This window comes from Brevibacillus fortis (genome assembly GCF_046196545.1).
GTDB classification, from domain to species: domain Bacteria; phylum Bacillota; class Bacilli; order Brevibacillales; family Brevibacillaceae; genus Brevibacillus; species Brevibacillus fortis_A.
The window spans coordinates 1,861,534-1,879,113 of the sequence record NZ_CP176370.1; the positions used below are offsets into that span (position 1 = coordinate 1,861,534).

Genomic DNA, 17,580 nt, shown 5'->3' on the forward strand with positions numbered 1-17,580 from the left:
GGACAAAGAAAGAAGCAGAGAAGGCGATGTGGAAGGATATAGGATCGAGGGGATGGGTACAAGAAAGACGGTTTGAAGGTACTTTCTACATGGAAACAATGGATTTAAATCAGATGAACTTCGAAGCGAGACTACACGGAAATCTTCCATACATAAGAATACCAGCAATTTATAAATGACATTTTAATCCTCCAACGGAATCAGCAGATCGATGGGAACACATGCTCAATTTTGTTAAATCGCCAGTTGGAAGGGAGGCCAGATTAATGAAATTACCACGAATTTTACACTATCCGGGTAGCAAGGGAGTATGGCCGACTGGATAATCAGCCACATGCCAGATCATACGACTTACTTGGAACCTTTTTTCGGCAGCGGAGCTGTCTTGTTCAACAAGGAACGATCGATACTTGAGACTGTGAATGACCTGGACGGGGAAGTTTCAAATTTATTTTTGACAATCCGGAAGCTCTGGCCAGAGCGATCAGTTGGACTCCATACGCCCGTGCCGAATACTACCGGGGCTATGAGTCAGAAGGGGATGACTTGGAGCGAGCAAGACGCTTCCTCGTCCGTTGTTGGATGGCGCGCGGCGGAAAGACAAGCGACCGCACCGGATGGCGGCATATCATCGACCTCAACGCGCCTCACCCAGCAAAAGACTGGCAACTGTTACCGGATAAGATTATAACCGTTACAGACAGGCTGAGGGGTGTGCAGATTGAATGTCAGCCTGCGGTAAAGCTGATAGAGCGATACAGGCGTCCAGAAGTGTTGATCTATGCCGATCCGCCGTATATTCTCTCTACTCGTAGTAAGCGAATGTATAAGAACGAAATGAAGGATACAGGGCATGAGGAGCTTTTGGAAACGTTGCTGTCGCATCCTGGTCCTGTTCTGCTCTCCGGCTACGACCACCCTATGTACAACGACCGACTGCGGAAGTGGCACCGGGAAGAACGAAAAGTACAGGCAGAGGCGGGAAGGTCAAGAACCGAAGTATTGTGGATCAACCCAGTAGCAGCAGAACATGGGCAGCAGACAATCTTTTCGTTGCCGAAGATATAACGGATTGATACACAATGCTCAGTAAGAATAGCGATCAAGTCGTTTGTAGTGAAGGCAAGATGAAGCCCTCTACCGGCATATGATCCGAAAGAGGGCATCGATCAGAGTCCCTTTAGAAGGTTCTCTTGTTAACAGTTTCTCGATTACAGTTCTTCCTGTTTAACAAATTGATTTCCGGAAATCTGGTAAAACTTCACCCCAACAAGTTTTTGATTCGTGTATATCTTTTCAGTCAAGCTCTTTTCGGACTCGTTGTAGGAGAAGCGGTAGGTGGTACCTTTAGCCCCTTCGTCCAGTTGTTGGGAGAAGACCATTTTCACTGTGTTTTTGCCTTTGTCAAGCTGGTACAGGTTAACATAAACCTGAGTTTCGCCTTCTTTTTCTCCATACTCGACCGCGAGGAATTGATTGGTATGAACCATTCTTGTCACTGGATATAGAGTACCTCCAACACTTTGAGGAAGCGGGATTTCTTTTTTGTTTACTGCATTGACGACCTTATTGGAACCGACCACGGCATAGTACACATAGTCCAACGCGTAGTTGGCGTGACCCGCCATTCCTTCAAACTGAACATTTTGTTCGACTCTGTCCAAACTTTCAAATCGAACAGCTGGGGTTTTGGTAAGGGGATCGCTGTTCATCCAGGATTGACCGACGCCAAGCATATTCGCGATAGTGGCGACAGGGGCATACACGTTCCCTTTATAAACGAAAGGCTCCGCCTTTGTGTCGATGGGACTGCCATTTACGATCAGTTTGATATTAGAAAAGTTCACGGTGATCGCTTCAGTTGCTTTTTTAGCGAAAGCGGAGCCGCTTGACATCATTCCGGCAGTGAACAGAAGTACCCCTGATACCACTCCGATAAACAGTTTCTGTGATTTGTTCATGTTGTTTGTCTCCTTACGAAAATAGACTTTTAATTGCACATCTATTAAACGCATGGAGGATTGGAAAAGTTTCACTTCAGATCGTATTGCTTGCCCTTCCTTTTTCATTCTGGTTGTGTGTAGCGTGATGCACATGTCGCAAATTTCAAGCAATATATCTCCGGAGTAAATGATTTATCACTATGTGTAGGGAGTAGCTGGCACGAGCTACTCCTGGATAAAAGATGCGTAGAGTGATCACCAAGGGACTGGTGGTGGTGGTGGATCATCACTTATAGGAGGAATCGTTGGTGGTTTAGGATTTATTCCAGGTGGTGAATCTGGTGGTGCATTCGGTGGCTTCAATACAGGTGGTTCCCAAGGAGGTGGAGTAGGTTGAGGTACTGCACCGGGTGGTGGGAATACTGGATTTGGTAATTGAAAATCAGGTGGACGGGGAGAATTAGAATTTGGATTTTGATTTGATGGTGTCAAACAGAAATACCTCCTTTATTTTTTAGCATCTGGTGATGGAAAGGAAATTATACAAAGTAGTTATTCAGGAAAGGAGAGATAACGGCATTGACACCAACTAGACAAGCTCTACTCAAACGATTGGCGAACTTTCGAACGGTACCAGGACATGGGCCGGATGTCAACAGTATGTCTGACGAGAAATTGGAGACATATGTAAAAGCCTTAGAAAGCATGTTCAAAAAAGCGTTTGAGGAGGAAGACGAGGATGACAATGACCGAGCAGCAGATCGTTGAAACGTTGGGAACGAAGGTGATGGGATGGGAAAAGCATGAAGTAGAGCTGGACCTAACCGATGGAGGGACGCAAAAGTTCTTCGACTCTTGGAGGATGAATGGAAATGAGATTGCAACTCACTGGCGCCCACTCCACAACATTGCCGATGCGTGGATAATCGTAGAGAAGTTCAAAACATTGCGTGAAACTAACTATTTGGCTTACCTAGTCTTTTATGAAAGCATCCCAAGTAGCATATATGCCATAACCCCAAGAACAATTTGTGACGCCGCTTTGGAAGCCTTGGAATTGGTTGCTTAACAAAACGGTAAATATGTTAATTAGGACCTTTCGGCAATTCTGTTTTGCGACTACTTATTAACGCAAGCCATCTTTTAAGATCCGACCACATCATTTTTGTTGTCGCGATCGCAAACAATCCAATCCACTTATAAGCATGACTAGAGGAATCAACTGTGAAGCCCATATAGATACATGCAGGAACTGATAGGAACCAAATAATAGCGAATAATGGCAATGGAATCACCTCTTAGAGGAATACGGCAACGAAGCAAAATTGTTTCACTTGTTCATTTGCAAACTGTTCATTCCATTAATCCGTCAGTGTAGACTTAATGACTTCACAGTATTGGTCCCATCTAAAGTAGAATGGCCCAATATTAATTTTGAATTGATAGTTATCCTTGTAAAAATCACTCCAAATTACTAGATTGTCTTTTCTATCAAGTTTGGCCGAGATGAACCCACATCCCAAGTCGCCACATTCCGGGCAAACCAAGATTGGTGCTCGGTACCATAGCAGTGGATGAGGCTTTTGAAGTAAGAAATAACTGATCATTTCCTCCTGGTACTCTTTAGTATTATCACCTAGACTGGGCACTAAATCATATTTCTCAAGTCGCTTATGTAAAGAATATCCATCAATTATGAAATCACTGAACTTTACATTTTCAAGGTGAGGTTCATCTGTTGTAAAACGTTGCCTAACTTCAGTTGATAAGTGATGAAATTGCATGAGTGGTCGTCCTCTCAATATTTACCTTAATTCTAACAAGTTTGGAGAAGCGGTGCTTTTAGCATTAAACACAATGTGTAGGGAAGAAAGGAGGCGTTTTAGCATGGAGGTCATCTATGCGGAATGGCACGCTAATTACGATGAATTGATTTTAGGTCAAAAATATACGGCATCAAAATACAAAGCAGGTTGGGTACTTATAGAAAGTACCTTGTATCGTGAAGAGTGTTTTCAAGAAGTCAAAAAAACTACCTTATCACAATAGTTAGGGAGGCAAATAGCCATGACAGAATACAAGATCAAGGGTCAATCAGGAACGGTCGAGCAGGTGATTACCTTGTCGGCGGAAACCCCTGAACAAGTGTTGGAATATGCGAAGAAATACTTCCCAGTACGAATGCATGATCAACTGTCTGTCAGCTCGGATGATAACGAGTACCGAGAACTCCTTCGGAAAAACGGCTACCCAGAGCACGTTCTGGCTCTATTCAGCGATGAGGACTGCGAGGGCGATTGCGAGGCGGTGGGGATTGTATGACCGAACAGCAGATCGTTTTAACTCTGGCAACGAAAGTGATGGGGTGGAAACGGTACGGAGAAACAGCGTTTTGGTATGGTGAAAACGGAAATTTGTTTAATTCGTCTCTTTGGAACCCACTCCAAAACATAGCTGATGCAAGGCAAGTAGTCGAAAAGTTGGGTGAATCTTTTTGGGAAGTAAACATTGACCTCGGTTCGAAATCACCCACCGCCAGAGTCGTCATCTACAGGACGTACACAAGAAAAGATGGTCATGTCGCAATAGCATCGACCGTACAAGAGGCAATCTGTGGTGCTGCTCTAAGAGCCATCGCTTAACAAAACGGTAAATTTTGAATAGCAAAAAGCTAATCTAAGACTTCCCAACTTAGAACGTCATCAATGCACTCTCCATTGAATGAAATCAGATAGTGATATACAGCTACCTCAGTGCCATTGTGATGGATACTGGCATAAGACTGAACGTATTCATCCTCAAAAAGATAGTTGATGGTAAGTGATATCTTTTTCACACTGACTTCTAAAGAGGCAGGATCAATTCCATCAAAGGCGTTTAAAAATGAATCAGGGTTATCAGTTTTCCAATTGTTAATGTAATTCCAAAATCCATCAATTGTTTGTTCAATGACTCGGTGAGTTTTAATAAACTGCTTCAATTCTTCAGGTGTTCATAAGCCCTCCAGGACGGGATATTATGATTGGTATTTTAGCAAAAGATCCAAATTTTGCAAAACATACGATGTGAAAAATAGGAGGGATTGTATGGATGAGTCAATGAAAAGGGAAATCGAAATGGTCAAGCAACGTGACAGATGTGAAGATTGCGTATGGCGAGGCAACATTGCTCGATATTGTGACGATTGCAGACTAGCTGAAAATGGATGTACTTCAATCCGAATATGTTTTTGCGGCGGACTCACGATAAATCTTAACAAACCAATCGATTTGTTAAACAAGATGATTGCTCCTATGAAAAGACATCATAAGTCTTGGAGTTTCACCTTTCCGTAACGGCTTCATCGAAAATTATTCTGTAATGGTGCAAATCAAATTGAGAGGCTAATGCATCGACTGTAGACCAAAATTCATCTTCATTGAAGCCAACAAAGTCTATGACGATAAACTCTGCGAGATTATGGAACGCATGCGCTATACGGAAATTTCTATAAAAGGTAGCCTCGTCAAAAGAACCACTGTTTTTTAGGTCAAGGAAAACTTGATGAATTAATTTCTTATAAGCGATCTTCTTTACTTCAGTCATCAGATCATCTCCTATACCTGATTAAATAGGACAAGGGGAAGGAATTTCCTGCGTTAAAAAAGCAGTTAATTTATCAAAACATTACATTTGATAATGGAGGAGGATGGAATGAAGAGTAGCAGATATATTGTTCTTAAGCGATTACAAGCGAAAAGAAAAAGCTCCTGCATAGAGACAGGAGTCGAAATGTTAGCCAGGATGATCGAGACTCATGACGAAACCGAGGCAGTAACACAGCAATGGGTTCATCATATTTCCTTTTTAAGGCAACTTAGTTATTAGGTAACCTGTTAAGAGTCTTCCTATTCCGGTTGGGTTCTCAATTTCCAGATACCATTCGTTTCTTGAAAATGGGTAGCTACTAACCACCATAAATGGTCGAAGGTAAGGTTCGAGAGACTTTTCCCATCCAGCACTAATAGCCATTCTACCCCCTGGTGCAACAAGTCTAATCGTGGTAAGGGAATTTGCGTCAACAACTACAGGTTCATATTTGTGGCGGAAAAAGCCATTTCCGAGACTCTCTGTTATACGTACATTTTTCCGACTTAAGGTGATGATATTTTTCCGTTTTACACCTCTTTTTTTCAAAATCTTGGATGATTTTTTTTTCATGCTTTCACCTTCTACGCTTATTTACGTTTCGTAGGATCAGCATATGAAGGTAAAGAGATAATGCTTGGACTAATTTACATGAGTTAAAAAAATGGGGGAATTCAATAATTAGAGCTCAGACTAAACAATTTGAACCCAGAGCTGCTGCAGACTATTTAACACAAGAGAAAAAAAGCAAAATAGAGCCCTCCCTAACTAGGGAGGACTCGTCAAAATTCATTATTTATTGGCAACCGTAAAATACAATGACTTTTGAACCCCACCGTATTCAAAAGTAATCCAGCCTTCACCTAGTCTCGCAGCCTCAAGGATACCATATTTAAACCCGGGTCGACTGATGTAAAAACCTGCTGATTGTTGTATTACTTTAGCGTCATTTGAAACAAGTTTAGATGTTCCATCCGAAAAATGAGCTGTTACCCAAACTGGAGCAGTATTACCAGGGTAAAAAACTCTCGGAATATCTGCTTCTATTTCAAGCTTTGTTACGGTTACTTGTGCATTTACACTTGCTTCAGCTACTGGTTTAGGCGTTGCAGCACTTGCTGATGATATGATAGTGAAAACTGAAAAGATTGATAGAGATAGCAACGCTAATTTCTTCATTTCAGAATCTCTCCCTAGCCATTGATTTGGATAATAGAAACTATTATCTAACAAGCATTACGGGGAATTCCACAAAATGGTTACTGTATTTTTATAAGTTTCACTTTTTTAACATGATATTTCAGAAGTAAAGGGGTAGGGGCAATGATACCTGCCGGTGTCCAAGATGACGGAGAACACCAAAAAGGCCGTTGGAAAAAGAACGGCCACTAAGAGCAAAGGGCATGATCGATGCTACGGACCCGGGAAAGGGCAATAAACTTCTGGATTAGCAACTCTCTCTGGTGGAATGTATTCCCAAAAAACACATCTTTACGGGGGTGTTTTCAGTGTATCCTCCGGCGCAAAATTCCCACCAGCTATAAATTACACCCCGCTCGAACCCTGTCACATGGGTTAACTGAAGAGGATAAATTGAGACGAACGAAAAAGCGATTTAACACAACGGTAATTGTATGAGTAGGCTTTCAATTGTTCTGTAGATGACCAAGAATGTTGATGAGCTTGCCAAATGGGTCGCGGACGTAGAAACGCCGAACACCCCAAGGCTCATCTGCTGGCCCATATTCAATTGGAAACCCTGCATTCTTCATCCGTTCGAGCGCTGTATCGACGTCATCGACTTCAATTGATAGATCCGGAGTAAGAGTGTCGGAACCTCCCTGTGAAGCAAAACTAATTTGAACGCTCATTTCTTCGGCAGTCCCGTAAGTTGCGATCCAGCCGTGATCCATCAATAAATTTAGGCCGAGCACGTCCTGATAAAAGCATTTAGCTGCGGCGATATCCTGGGTGTCTATATTGGCGACGATTCGTTTGACCTTCATTTCGTACCCTCCAAATTATTGACGTTTTTTACTAATCTTTTGATTATTTTATATGAAATATAAGTAATTAACAAAACACACGATTTGATAAATGGGAGGGGGGTATGTCAAGAAATACGGAATGAAAGTTGACGAAATATGTGCTTATGAAGAAACAGAAGTATTTCATGAAGTGGTCGCAATAGTTAATTAACAAAGCATAACTGAGAGAAGAGGAAAGACATAAGAAACGTCAACACACCTCTTAACGCAATGTAAGAGGTGTGTCTATTATCAAACTTTGTTAAAACGTAAATTTATTTATCTAGTAGGGAACCGTCGGGAAATGCATTCTTTAGAGAGTCAGCAAGTACAGTTATTTTACTCCAATCAAAATTGTATTTGTTAAAAACAGATGCGCTTGTGATGCCGCGCTTAACAACTCTTCCATTTTCTTCATCTAAAAGGTAGACAGTTGCACTGCTTTGGAACTTTATCAGCTGAGCATTTTCACCAATGACTGGCCCATCGGGAATACTGCTAAGAGACGAATATTCCCTAATACCATCCCAACTATTAAACAATTTAAAATAGACATCTGCACTAACAATGCCTCTTTTTTTACCATCCATGACCAAATATACAGTTGCACTGTTAGTTTCTTTCACCCGAAAAAATGTGAATACTTGAATTTTGAGAGGTTTTCAATAACATGGCCGGCGATAATCTCTAGTCCACCCAGCCTCCCTTTTCTTCCCCTGATCGGAAGGGAGGGTTTTTTTATGTTCATTTGCGCTCAAACACCCTTTTATTACCATTTATGTAAATATATTAGCATATCGTGATATAAGTCGTAATAAGATGGATTTGTAACAAAATCCATGAAGATCGAGAGGGATACTATGAAATTTAAGAAATGTGTTAGGAATGTACTAATGGTAGGGGCTCTGCTTGTCACCTCTGTATTGCCCATGGCGGCACAGGCGGCGCAAGCAGAGGAAAATCAAGCGGAGGCAACAGCGGTATCCAATTACAAAATTATTGGTTATTATCCCTCGTGGGCAGCATATGGACGAAACTACAATGTAACGGATGTCGATCCAACCAAAGTAACCCATATTAACTACGCCTTTGCTGATATTTGCTGGAATGGAAGACACGGTAACCCTGATCCAACTGGTCCGAATCCGCAAACATGGGCTTGCCAGGATGAAGTCGGCAATATTAACGCCCCGAATGGTACGGTTGTACTCGGAGATCCATGGATTGATGTGCAAAAGTCCTTTCCAGGAGATACGTGGGATCAGCCGATCCGCGGAAATCTGAATCAATTGGCAAAATTAAAGCAAAAAAACCCTCAATTAAAGACATTAATATCGATCGGGGGCTGGACGTGGTCCAATCGCTTCTCGGATGTAGCAGCAGATCCGGCTGCACGCCAAGTATTTGCACAGTCCTCGGTAGACTTTATTCGGAAATATCAGATGGATGGGGTCGATCTCGATTGGGAGTACCCAGTTGAAGGAGGCTTGCCTGGAAACAGCAAACGTCCAGAAGATAAGCAAAATTATACGTTGTTGCTACAGGCTGTCAGAGATAAACTCGATGCGGCTGAGGTAACAGATGGCAAACAGTACTATTTGACGATTGCCTCTGGTGCCAGCCCTAGCTATGCTGCTAATACAGAGCTTGGAAATATTGCCCGGGTTGTGGATTGGATCAATATTATGACCTATGACTTCTATGGAGCCTTCCAAAAGCAGACTGGACATAACGCGCCGTTGGCCTATGATCCAGCAGCAGGAGCAGCAGGTTTGCCAAATGCTCAAACCTACAATGTCCAAACGGCAGTAGAGGGTCATCTCCGTGATGGTGTTCCTGCCAGCAAGCTCGTGCTCGGGCTTCCGTTTTACGGGAGAGGCTGGTCGGGTTGCGCAACGGCTAACAATGGGGAATATCAAAATTGCACAGGGCCTTCAACAGGAACTTGGGAACCTGGTATGCTTGACTTCACGGATATCCAAAATAATTATGTGAACAAAAATGGCTTCACACGCCACTGGAATGACGCGGCAAAAGTGCCCTACCTCTTCAACCCGGCTTCGAAAACATATATTAGCTATGACGATGTGACTTCAATCGGACAAAAAACTTCTTATATTACATCCAAAGGTTTGGCAGGCGCGATGTTCTGGGAATTTAGCGGAGACCGTAACAAAGCACTGCTAGATAAAGTGTATGGCGATCTTCTGGGCGGGCCAGCTCCAGTCGACAACGTACCGCCAACAGCACCAGCTAATCTCCAATCGACTGCAAAAACAGCTACAAGTGTTAGCCTGAGTTGGACAGCAGCAACCGATAATGTTGGGGTTACAGGCTATGAAGTATACAATGGTACTCAGCTTGCGAAAACGGTAACCGGTACAACTACTACAATTAGCGGGCTTACTGCCGGAACCACTTATCAATTCACTGTAAAGGCGAAGGATGCAGCAGGTAATTCTTCCGTAGCAAGCAATGAGGTAGCGGTTACGACGGATACAACTCAACCAGACAATCAACCTCCAAGCACACCTACCAATCTAGTCATAACAGGGAAAACAGGCACGAGTATCAGTCTGAGCTGGGCTGCTTCTACAGACAATATCGCGGTGACGAATTACGAGGTTTACAACGGGACAGCATTAGCAGCGGATGTAACGGCTACAACTGCATCTGTAACAGGACTCACGCCTAACACATCGTATACCTTCTCTGTGGTAGCGAAGGATGCAGCAGGTAATTCTTCACAGAAGAGCGTCGAGGTCGTAGGTGTAACAGATGGTGCAAATCCTGGAACCCCAGCATGGGCACCAAATGTAAGCTACGTGCCTGGTGACCTGGTCAGCTATCAAGGCAAGGTATATAAATGTTTGCAACCACACACTTCACTCGTAGGATGGGAGCCAGCAAATGTAGCAGCTCTCTGGCAAGTTCAACAGCAGGCGGCAGTTGAAGGCGTCGAGGGTTATGTAGATGAACCAGTTGTGGAGGAAACAGAAGGAAATGTAGATACCCAATAAGTAAGGAAGGGGCTGTCCATCCAGTCATGAAAATGACGGAGGAACAGCCCCTATTTGTTCGTTTGGAAATTAAGCAAAGGCTTTTAACAGTTGGAGGACTAATGGAATGAGATCTCCAATAAAAGTAAGAATCGCAATTGCAGTATTCATAGAAGCCCCTCCTTAAAATTCCAAATTCACTATTAGTATATGAATGTTCATAATAGTAATCAAGAAATATTTTCCACGTATGTCGAATTGACAAAGTGGCTTATGTGAAAAAGTCATACAATGTCTTGATAAAAATAACGATTTGTAATGCAACCAGTCCAAAAATAATAACAGCCCAGTCTCTGTTCTTTTTCCATTCCAATACGCCTTTCGAGGCACTGATAACAACAAATCCTACTATTGCTATTAGCTGAAAGAAAGCGACACTTGTCAGTAGTCCTAGAACTCCAATGACAACAACAACAGTTGCTGTCGCTTTAAACCAAAAGGGCTGCTCACTCATAATAACGCCCCATTTCCCTTTTTTGTAAATTTTAACATACACAAGAAAAAAGCCAAGCCATAAGGCTCAGCTAGGGACTTAAATGAGAAGCAAAAGGGAATGTTTTTTTATGTAAATTTTTCGGGAAAATTGAAACAAAACAGATTGAGGTTCGAATAATGAATGCGAGAAAGCAAATAGGAACAGACGAGGGGAAGAAAAATGATGAAAAAAGTGACGCACGCTGTGTTCCTTCTGATGGCTACAAGTATTGCGATGTCATCGTCTAGTGGTGCACTGGCCGGGGAGAATACGCTATCTTCTACTGTGGAAAAAATACAAGTAGAGCAAATGACACCCGAAATAAACAAGCTGGTCGAAAAAGGGGTGAAGAAAGCAGCTAGCCTCATCCCTTATTTGAAAGATTACCCTGTTAGAGAAGTGGTAGTAAAAGACAGTCCTTATCTGCTCGTGAACAACTACAAGTCTAAAGAAAACAATGCCGAATTCGTTGCCTTGGTGCTCGACAAAAATACTGGTGACCTGCTTGAGTTTGGCAAACACGAGCTAAATAACCAAAAGAGCCAAACGCTTTACCCGATCGACAAATCGAAAGAAGCAGCCGTTTCCTTTATGAAAAAGTGGTACGGAGAAGACATGGCAGGATACCAACTGGATGGGGACGGGGTTGCGAAGGTATTCGATGGTCAAACAAATAGAATTCAGTTTGTACGCGTGATCAACGGAGTTCCTTTTCCAGACGACATGATTCAGGTACAAGTTGATCACAAAGGACAAATCACAGGAAAATCCCTTGGCATGGATATCGAAAAAATCTCCTTCGCGAACTTGGATCAGATCCTATCCAAAGAAAAAGCCGAGAAACAGCTATCCACCTATATGAAATTGCGGTATTCCCTCGATCAAGATGGAAAAACATACAAGCTCCACTACGTCCCAGCTTTTTCTGGTAAGTTGGATGCTGTGTCCGGCAAAGACAGCGTGAATATGCCTTTTCATAGCAAGGTGAATGTGAAACCAAAGGGTACAAGCCAGCCCGTAGCAAAATCGCGTGAAGAAGCACAAGCGTATCTGACTCAGCGTACTGGTTATGATTTTGCAAAAGCGAATGTCTTTTTTGAAGATTTGACTGGTGAAAAACCCGTGATTATCGATTATTTCTGGAAAACAAACAAATGGGAGGGGCGTACCAATTATTCGTGGAGGACAGAAGACGGATGGATTGGGAGCATGCTGATCGAACCGAAAACAGGTACGATTGTAAACTATAATGTCATAGATACAAGTGCGTCCAAGACAGCAACTAAAAAATTGACGCAAGAGCAGGCCTTGCAATCTGCCATGAATGAATTAGCGGAGATCGCTCCTGCTGGTACAGGCGAGCTGCTACTACTTCAGCCCGGAGAATTTGATGAAAGTACAAATCAATACGCCTTCCATTTTGTGAGGCAAGAGCAAGGGATTCCTGTAGAAGATTGGCTGACGCATATCTCGATCAACGGCAGCAACGGGAAAGTCATGGGGATCGATCTCAATGAAAAGGTCGATGGAGTGATGTCTGATCCGAAAAAGGCAATCTCCCAGGAAGAAGCGACAGCCGCTTTGCTCAAAAAGTATCCATTGCAGCTACAGTATATATTGCAAGAGGAAGGAAAGGCTTCTCTCGTTTATACCCTGCCTAGGTTATTCGATGCAAAAATAGATGCCTTGACGGGTGAGTTTTATACGTACGGGTCTACAGAATAAGAATAAAGCCAGAAGAACCTCCTTTTCCAACGGTTTAAGGAGGTTCTTTTTCAATCAGAAAAAGTTGATTGAAATCTAAGAAAAAACGAAATTGACACAAAATACAAATTTCAGTATGATCACTTTATAAAGTCATTGGAAAAATAAAGGATGAACGAATACGATGCGCAGAACTGGAGATCTGAAACTAATCCAAGAGCTCAATCGCTTTATTATACTCGACACCATTCGCCAGTTTGGGCCCATCTCGCGAAGTGATATCGCCAAAAAGCAGGGCATCAGTCCAACTACAGTCACCTCGGCAGTCAATGAGCTGATCCGTGACGGAATGGTTGCAGAAGATGGAACAGGTGAGTCAAAGGGTGGCCGTAAGCCGATCATGGTTCGCTTCTGTCCAGACGGGAAGTTTTTGATTGGCGTCTCTATTACGAATACAGCGATTACGATTGCCGAAATGAATTTGGAAGCGGCTACAAAGAAAAAGACAATCTATCCAGTAAAAGCTGGTCTAGTGAGTGACTTGATCATCCAGTATGTGCTGGATTCGATTGAAGACTTTCTCCAGTCGGTGGATGATGTTAGTCGTTGTCTAGGTATTTCCATCATCGCACCAGGGATTGTCGATGCAGCAAGTGGGGTCATCCGCTTTAACTCCAAGCTGCGCTTGCATGACGCTCCGTTAAAAGACATGGCAGAAGAGCGCTTTGGGCTAAAAACATGGCTCGACAATGATGCCAATGCAATCGCCCTGGCAGAAAAAAACTTCGGTGGTGGACTGAATGCTGACAATCTCCTGTTTGTTACCGTAGGAGAAGGGGTTGGTTCAGGCCTCGTTGTAAACGGTTCCATCTTCCGCGGAAGTCGTGGTGGAGCGGGAGAATTCGGGCATACGACAGTCGATCGAAGTGGGATGCGCTGTGACTGCGGCAACGTCGGATGTTTGGAAAACTACGTGGCGTGGCCGGCCATTTATTCAGGCATACTGTCCGCCGTTACACGCGGAAAAGAAACACTCGTCATGGATTTGGCTGACGGAGATATGACAAGAATCACATTTGATGTCTTTCGCCAAGCACTTCATCAAGGTGATCAAGTATGCCAAGACATCGTCGACGAAATCGCTTCGTACTTGTCGATCGGCATAGTGAATCTGGTGAATTTGTTCAACCCGAGCCTGATCATTCTGGGTGGAGAAATGATTCGGGACAACCAAGTGTTGTTTGAGCGCATCCAAAAACAAGTGATGGCTCAAGCGATGGGGACGATGGTCGAAGGGCTGGAATTCCGTCCAACTGTATTGGGGGCTGATTTCGAGGTCAAGGCTGCTGCTGCTGTTTTGTTACAAGATGTTTTTCACTTCAGCTTGTAACATCTTTTTATATACTTTGTTTGATCACTGGAAAAAGAAAGTTTCACCCATCAAGGATCGTTGAAAGGGGGCGGTCGAAAAGGGAAGCGTGGCGTGTTTGGCAATATTTTGGGGGAAAAAGAGGAGAACGTAAATCGAGGAGGGATTTCTGATGAAGAAGTTGGTTTCGATTGCAATGGCTGCTCTCTTGGTAGCAGTGGCAGGATGTTCGGGCGGCGGGCAGAGCTCCGCACCAGCTGGAACGACTGGCAGTGCTGCTTCAGGCGAAAAGGTAACGCTCACCTATGCGCTGTGGGACAAAAACCAGATGCCTGCGATGGAGGAAATGGCGAAAAAGTTTAACGAAAAGAACCCGAACGTGGACATCAAGATCGAGTTAACGCCTAACAAGCAATACTGGACAAAAATGGAGGCAGCCGCAACGGGTGGTACCTTGCCGGACATTTTTTGGATTAATGGTCCACGTATCATTAAATACGCAGCGAATGACATGCTCTTGCCGCTTACAGATCAAATCAAGGCAGATGGCATCGATCTGAACAATTATCCGAAAGCTCTCGTTGATCTCTACACCTACGATGGACAAAACTACGCGCTACCGAAAGATTTCGACACCATTGGCCTTTGGTTCAACAAGAAACTGTTTGACGAGGCAAAAGTACCGTATCCAGACGAAACCTGGGATTGGAACAAGCTGAAGGAAGTAGCAAAGCAACTGACTGATGAGAAAAAAGGCGTTTGGGGAATTGCAGCACCTCCTTATGGACAGGACGGCTTCTATAACACGATCTATCAAAACGGTGGCTATATCATTTCGGAAGACAGGAAAACGTCCGGCTATGACAAACCGGAAACGATCGAAGGCCTCAAGTTTTGGACTGACCTGATCAAGGAAAAAGCATCGCCAACAGCAGCGCAATTGTCCGAAACAGAGGCAACACAACTGTTTGAATCAGGCAAGATCGCGATGATGTACAACGGATCATGGATGGCATCCGCTTTTAATAAGAATGAGTATACGAAGGACAAAGTAGACGTGACGTATCTTCCAAAAGGGAAAGAGAACACGAGCGTTATTCACGGCCTGGGCAACGTGATTTCGGCCAATACCAAACATCCGAAGGAAGCATGGGAATTCGTGAAATTCTTGGGCTCGAAAGAAGGGGCAGAAATCCTGGCAAAATCGGGCGCTGCGATTCCGGCATTTAACGGAACACAGGATACATGGGTACAATCCATGCCGAACTTTAATCTGAAAATTTTTATTGATCAGGCAGCTTTGGCGAAAGCGTATCCGATCTCGAAGGACACGGCAAAATGGGCCAAGCTGGAAACAGAGCTCATGACCAAGGCTTGGGCTGGACAAATGAGCGTAGAGGATGCATCCAAAGAGCTCGCGCAAAAAATGAACGAAATGCTTAGCCAAGAATAAAAGGTCCATGATGGGTGGCTTCGTATCATGGACGAGGCCATCCATTTTTGAAAAGCTTATGTAAGGAGGGAATGAATGCAATGAGCAGCCAGTTGCAGCCTGAAATGCACGCCGCCGTCCAGCCAAAAGCGAAAAAATCGTTGAATCGCATGAAGAGAAGTGATTGGTTCTGGGCGTATCTCATGATTGCTCCCACACTGATCGGGTTGGGTGTCTTCTACTTATGGCCGATCGTACAAACCATTTATTTGAGCTTTACCAAATGGGGAGGATTCGGCAAGTACAAGTGGGCTGGCTTACATAATTACGAGTTATTGTTCCAGGACCCTTACTTGTGGATCGCGCTGAAAAACACGCTGATTTATACAGTGATCGCAGTTCCTGTCGGTATCGCTATCTCCATTTTTATCGCTGTGCTACTTAATCAGAAAATTAAGGGGATTACGATTTATCGCACCCTGTACTTCCTGCCCGTTGTGACGATGGCGGCAGCGGTGGCGATGGTGTGGAGATGGTTGTACAACGCTGACTACGGTCTGATCAATTATTTGCTGGGCTTGATAGGCATTGAAGGGCCACGCTGGATATCTGATCCCGCCATTGCTTTGTATGCGGTGATTATCGTTGCCGTTTGGAGCTCCATCGGATACAACATGGTGATTTTTCTGGCCGGACTGCAAGGCATCCCGAGAAGCTATTACGAAGCGGCAGAAATTGACGGAGCAGGACCGGTTCGCATGTTTTTCAAGATTACATTGCCGCTGTTGACTCCTTCGATCTTTTTCGTCAGTATCACTTCCTTGATTGGGGCTTTTCAAGTATTTGACCTGATTTATCTGATGCTCGGAAGCAAAATGGGGAATCCGGCGACTGAGCAAACGCAGACGATGGCGTACTTGTTCTTTACCAATGGATTTGAATCAGGAAATGGTGGCTATGCGGCCGCAGTGGCCGTCGTGCTTCTGGTGATGATACTGATCGTCACTGCTATTCAAATGAAGTTGCAGAAAAAATGGGTTCACTATGATTAATCAAAGCTGAACAGACGGGAGGGATATGGAATGAGTGTTTATACGAGACGGAACAAAATGGGCAAGAAGCTGTTGATTCATCTGCTGTTGATTGCAGGTGCTCTCGTGATGATTGCGCCATTCATCTGGATGGTTCTCACTTCTCTCAAGTCACTGGGTGAATCGACACAGGTGCCTCCGGTCATTTTGCCGACCAAGTATCAATGGGAGAATTACACCCATATTTTTGAGATGCTGCCGTTCCTGGACTTTTATTGGAATACCGTGATCACAACCGTGGCGAAGGTAATCGGGCAGGTATTCCTTTGCTCGCTTGCGGCGTACGCATTCGCACGAATTGAATTTCCAGGGCGAAACGCCTTGTTCATCCTGTTCTTGACCGTTTTGATGGTGCCAGGTCAGGTGTTTCTGCTCCCGCAATTTATGATCATGAAAGAGCTCGGCTGGCTGAATACGTTGACAGCATTGATTGTACCAGGATTGTTCAGTGCATTCGGTACGTTTCTTCTGCGCCAGTTTTTCATGTCGCTGCCAAAAGAACTGGAAGAAGCGGCGAAGCTCGATGGCTGCAACCATTTTCAGATTTACTGGAGAATTATGATGCCGCTGGCGAAGCCCGGCTTGATCGCACTCGCCATTTTCGTAGCGCTGTGGTCCTGGAACGACCTGATGTGGCCGCTGATCGTCAACAGCACGCCTGATAAAATGCCGCTCTCTGCAGGCTTGGCGTACTTGACGGGCGAGCATACCAATTTGACGAACTACCCGATTTTGATGGCGGGCTCCGTTCTTGCCATTTGGCCGATGATCATCGTCTTTATTTTCTTGCAGAAGCATTTTGTCGAGGGAATTACCCTAACTGGGTCCAAATAGACTTTTTCCCAAAAGGAGT

The 17,580-nt window shown here is 44.0% G+C and carries 20 protein-coding genes and 1 pseudogene; 12 read left to right on the forward strand and 9 right to left on the reverse strand.

The window, feature by feature from the left end:
• Window positions 1–266 precede the first annotated feature (266 nt).
• Window positions 267–1,068, forward strand: a pseudogene (locus ACKKE8_RS09720) (DNA adenine methylase).
• Between the two features lie 143 nt (window positions 1,069–1,211).
• Here ACKKE8_RS09720 and ACKKE8_RS09725 read toward each other — a convergent pair.
• Complete coding sequence (locus ACKKE8_RS09725) at window positions 1,212–1,961, reverse strand: stalk domain-containing protein (RefSeq protein ID WP_409177991.1); 750 nt, start codon at window positions 1,959–1,961, stop codon at window positions 1,212–1,214.
• 561 nt (window positions 1,962–2,522) lie between these two features.
• On the opposite strand from ACKKE8_RS09725, the gene ACKKE8_RS09730 reads away from it, so the two are divergent.
• Both ACKKE8_RS09730 and ACKKE8_RS09735 read left to right on the forward strand, forming a co-directional pair.
• Window positions 2,523–2,711: a hypothetical protein gene (locus ACKKE8_RS09730; protein ID WP_409177992.1), complete on the forward strand. Its 189-nt coding sequence runs from the start codon at window positions 2,523–2,525 to the stop codon at window positions 2,709–2,711.
• Window positions 2,683–3,012, forward strand: a complete 330-nt coding sequence (locus ACKKE8_RS09735) for a BC1872 family protein (RefSeq protein WP_409177993.1) — start codon at window positions 2,683–2,685, stop codon at window positions 3,010–3,012. Before ACKKE8_RS09730 ends, ACKKE8_RS09735 begins: the two co-directional genes overlap by 29 nt.
• Before the next feature lie 292 nt (window positions 3,013–3,304).
• On the opposite strand, the gene ACKKE8_RS09740 is transcribed toward ACKKE8_RS09735, so the two are convergent.
• Window positions 3,305–3,727, reverse strand: a complete 423-nt coding sequence (locus ACKKE8_RS09740; RefSeq protein WP_409177994.1) for an oxidoreductase — start codon at window positions 3,725–3,727, stop codon at window positions 3,305–3,307.
• A gap of 103 nt (window positions 3,728–3,830) precedes the next feature.
• On the opposite strand from ACKKE8_RS09740, the gene ACKKE8_RS09745 reads away from it, so the two are divergent.
• Genes ACKKE8_RS09745 through ACKKE8_RS09755 form a run of 3 tightly spaced genes read left to right on the forward strand, consistent with a single transcriptional unit; the run spans window position 3,831 to window position 4,585 of the window.
• The gene (locus ACKKE8_RS09745) at window positions 3,831–3,992 is read left to right on the forward strand and encodes a hypothetical protein (protein WP_409177995.1); all 162 of its coding nucleotides are present in this window, start codon (window positions 3,831–3,833) and stop codon (window positions 3,990–3,992) included.
• 18 nt (window positions 3,993–4,010) lie between these two features.
• Window positions 4,011–4,265, forward strand: coding sequence for a hypothetical protein (locus tag ACKKE8_RS09750; RefSeq protein ID WP_409177996.1), 255 nt, complete (start codon window positions 4,011–4,013; stop codon window positions 4,263–4,265).
• Window positions 4,262–4,585, forward strand: coding sequence for a BC1872 family protein (locus ACKKE8_RS09755; protein WP_409177997.1), 324 nt, complete (start codon window positions 4,262–4,264; stop codon window positions 4,583–4,585). Before ACKKE8_RS09750 ends, ACKKE8_RS09755 begins: the two co-directional genes overlap by 4 nt.
• Window positions 4,586–4,614: 29 nt before the next feature.
• On the opposite strand, the gene ACKKE8_RS09760 is transcribed toward ACKKE8_RS09755, so the two are convergent.
• The 6 genes from ACKKE8_RS09760 to ACKKE8_RS09785 form a co-directional block, all read right to left on the reverse strand.
• Window positions 4,615–4,923 (reverse strand): hypothetical protein, encoded by a 309-nt coding sequence (locus ACKKE8_RS09760; RefSeq protein ID WP_409177998.1) that lies wholly within the window; start codon window positions 4,921–4,923, stop codon window positions 4,615–4,617.
• A 341-nt stretch (window positions 4,924–5,264) separates the two neighbouring features.
• Window positions 5,265–5,528, reverse strand: coding sequence for a hypothetical protein (locus ACKKE8_RS09765; protein WP_409177999.1), 264 nt, complete (start codon window positions 5,526–5,528; stop codon window positions 5,265–5,267).
• 261 nt (window positions 5,529–5,789) lie between these two features.
• Window positions 5,790–6,143 (reverse strand): hypothetical protein, encoded by a 354-nt coding sequence (locus ACKKE8_RS09770; RefSeq protein WP_409178000.1) that lies wholly within the window; start codon window positions 6,141–6,143, stop codon window positions 5,790–5,792.
• Between the two features lie 219 nt (window positions 6,144–6,362).
• Window positions 6,363–6,749, reverse strand: a complete 387-nt coding sequence (locus tag ACKKE8_RS09775; protein ID WP_409178001.1) for a hypothetical protein — start codon at window positions 6,747–6,749, stop codon at window positions 6,363–6,365.
• A gap of 467 nt (window positions 6,750–7,216) precedes the next feature.
• Window positions 7,217–7,576: a VOC family protein gene (locus ACKKE8_RS09780; RefSeq protein WP_409178002.1), complete on the reverse strand. Its 360-nt coding sequence runs from the start codon at window positions 7,574–7,576 to the stop codon at window positions 7,217–7,219.
• 296 nt (window positions 7,577–7,872) lie between these two features.
• Window positions 7,873–8,187: a hypothetical protein gene (locus ACKKE8_RS09785; RefSeq protein WP_409178003.1), complete on the reverse strand. Its 315-nt coding sequence runs from the start codon at window positions 8,185–8,187 to the stop codon at window positions 7,873–7,875.
• 249 nt (window positions 8,188–8,436) lie between these two features.
• Between ACKKE8_RS09785 and ACKKE8_RS09790 the strand changes: the two genes are divergently transcribed.
• Window positions 8,437–10,617: a glycosyl hydrolase family 18 protein gene (locus ACKKE8_RS09790; RefSeq protein WP_409178004.1), complete on the forward strand. Its 2,181-nt coding sequence runs from the start codon at window positions 8,437–8,439 to the stop codon at window positions 10,615–10,617.
• 250 nt (window positions 10,618–10,867) lie between these two features.
• Here the strand turns inward: ACKKE8_RS09790 and ACKKE8_RS09795 are convergent, their stop codons facing one another.
• Window positions 10,868–11,110: a hypothetical protein gene (locus ACKKE8_RS09795; protein ID WP_409178005.1), complete on the reverse strand. Its 243-nt coding sequence runs from the start codon at window positions 11,108–11,110 to the stop codon at window positions 10,868–10,870.
• Between the two features lie 201 nt (window positions 11,111–11,311).
• On the opposite strand from ACKKE8_RS09795, the gene ACKKE8_RS09800 reads away from it, so the two are divergent.
• The 5 genes from ACKKE8_RS09800 (at window position 11,312) to ACKKE8_RS09820 (ending at window position 17,561) form a co-directional block, all read left to right on the forward strand.
• Window positions 11,312–12,856: a YcdB/YcdC domain-containing protein gene (locus ACKKE8_RS09800; RefSeq protein ID WP_409178006.1), complete on the forward strand. Its 1,545-nt coding sequence runs from the start codon at window positions 11,312–11,314 to the stop codon at window positions 12,854–12,856.
• 163 nt (window positions 12,857–13,019) lie between these two features.
• Window positions 13,020–14,225 carry an ROK family protein gene (locus ACKKE8_RS09805; protein WP_409178007.1) on the forward strand — a complete coding sequence of 402 codons (1,206 nt, stop codon included), beginning with the start codon at window positions 13,020–13,022 and terminating at the stop codon, window positions 14,223–14,225.
• Window positions 14,226–14,376: 151 nt separating this feature from the next.
• Window positions 14,377–15,657, forward strand: coding sequence for an ABC transporter substrate-binding protein (locus ACKKE8_RS09810; RefSeq protein ID WP_409178008.1), 1,281 nt, complete (start codon window positions 14,377–14,379; stop codon window positions 15,655–15,657).
• Between the two features lie 71 nt (window positions 15,658–15,728).
• Window positions 15,729–16,688 (forward strand): carbohydrate ABC transporter permease, encoded by a 960-nt coding sequence (locus tag ACKKE8_RS09815; protein ID WP_409178009.1) that lies wholly within the window; start codon window positions 15,729–15,731, stop codon window positions 16,686–16,688.
• A gap of 30 nt (window positions 16,689–16,718) precedes the next feature.
• Complete coding sequence (locus tag ACKKE8_RS09820; RefSeq protein ID WP_409178010.1) at window positions 16,719–17,561, forward strand: carbohydrate ABC transporter permease; 843 nt, start codon at window positions 16,719–16,721, stop codon at window positions 17,559–17,561.
• Window positions 17,562–17,580 lie beyond the last annotated feature (19 nt).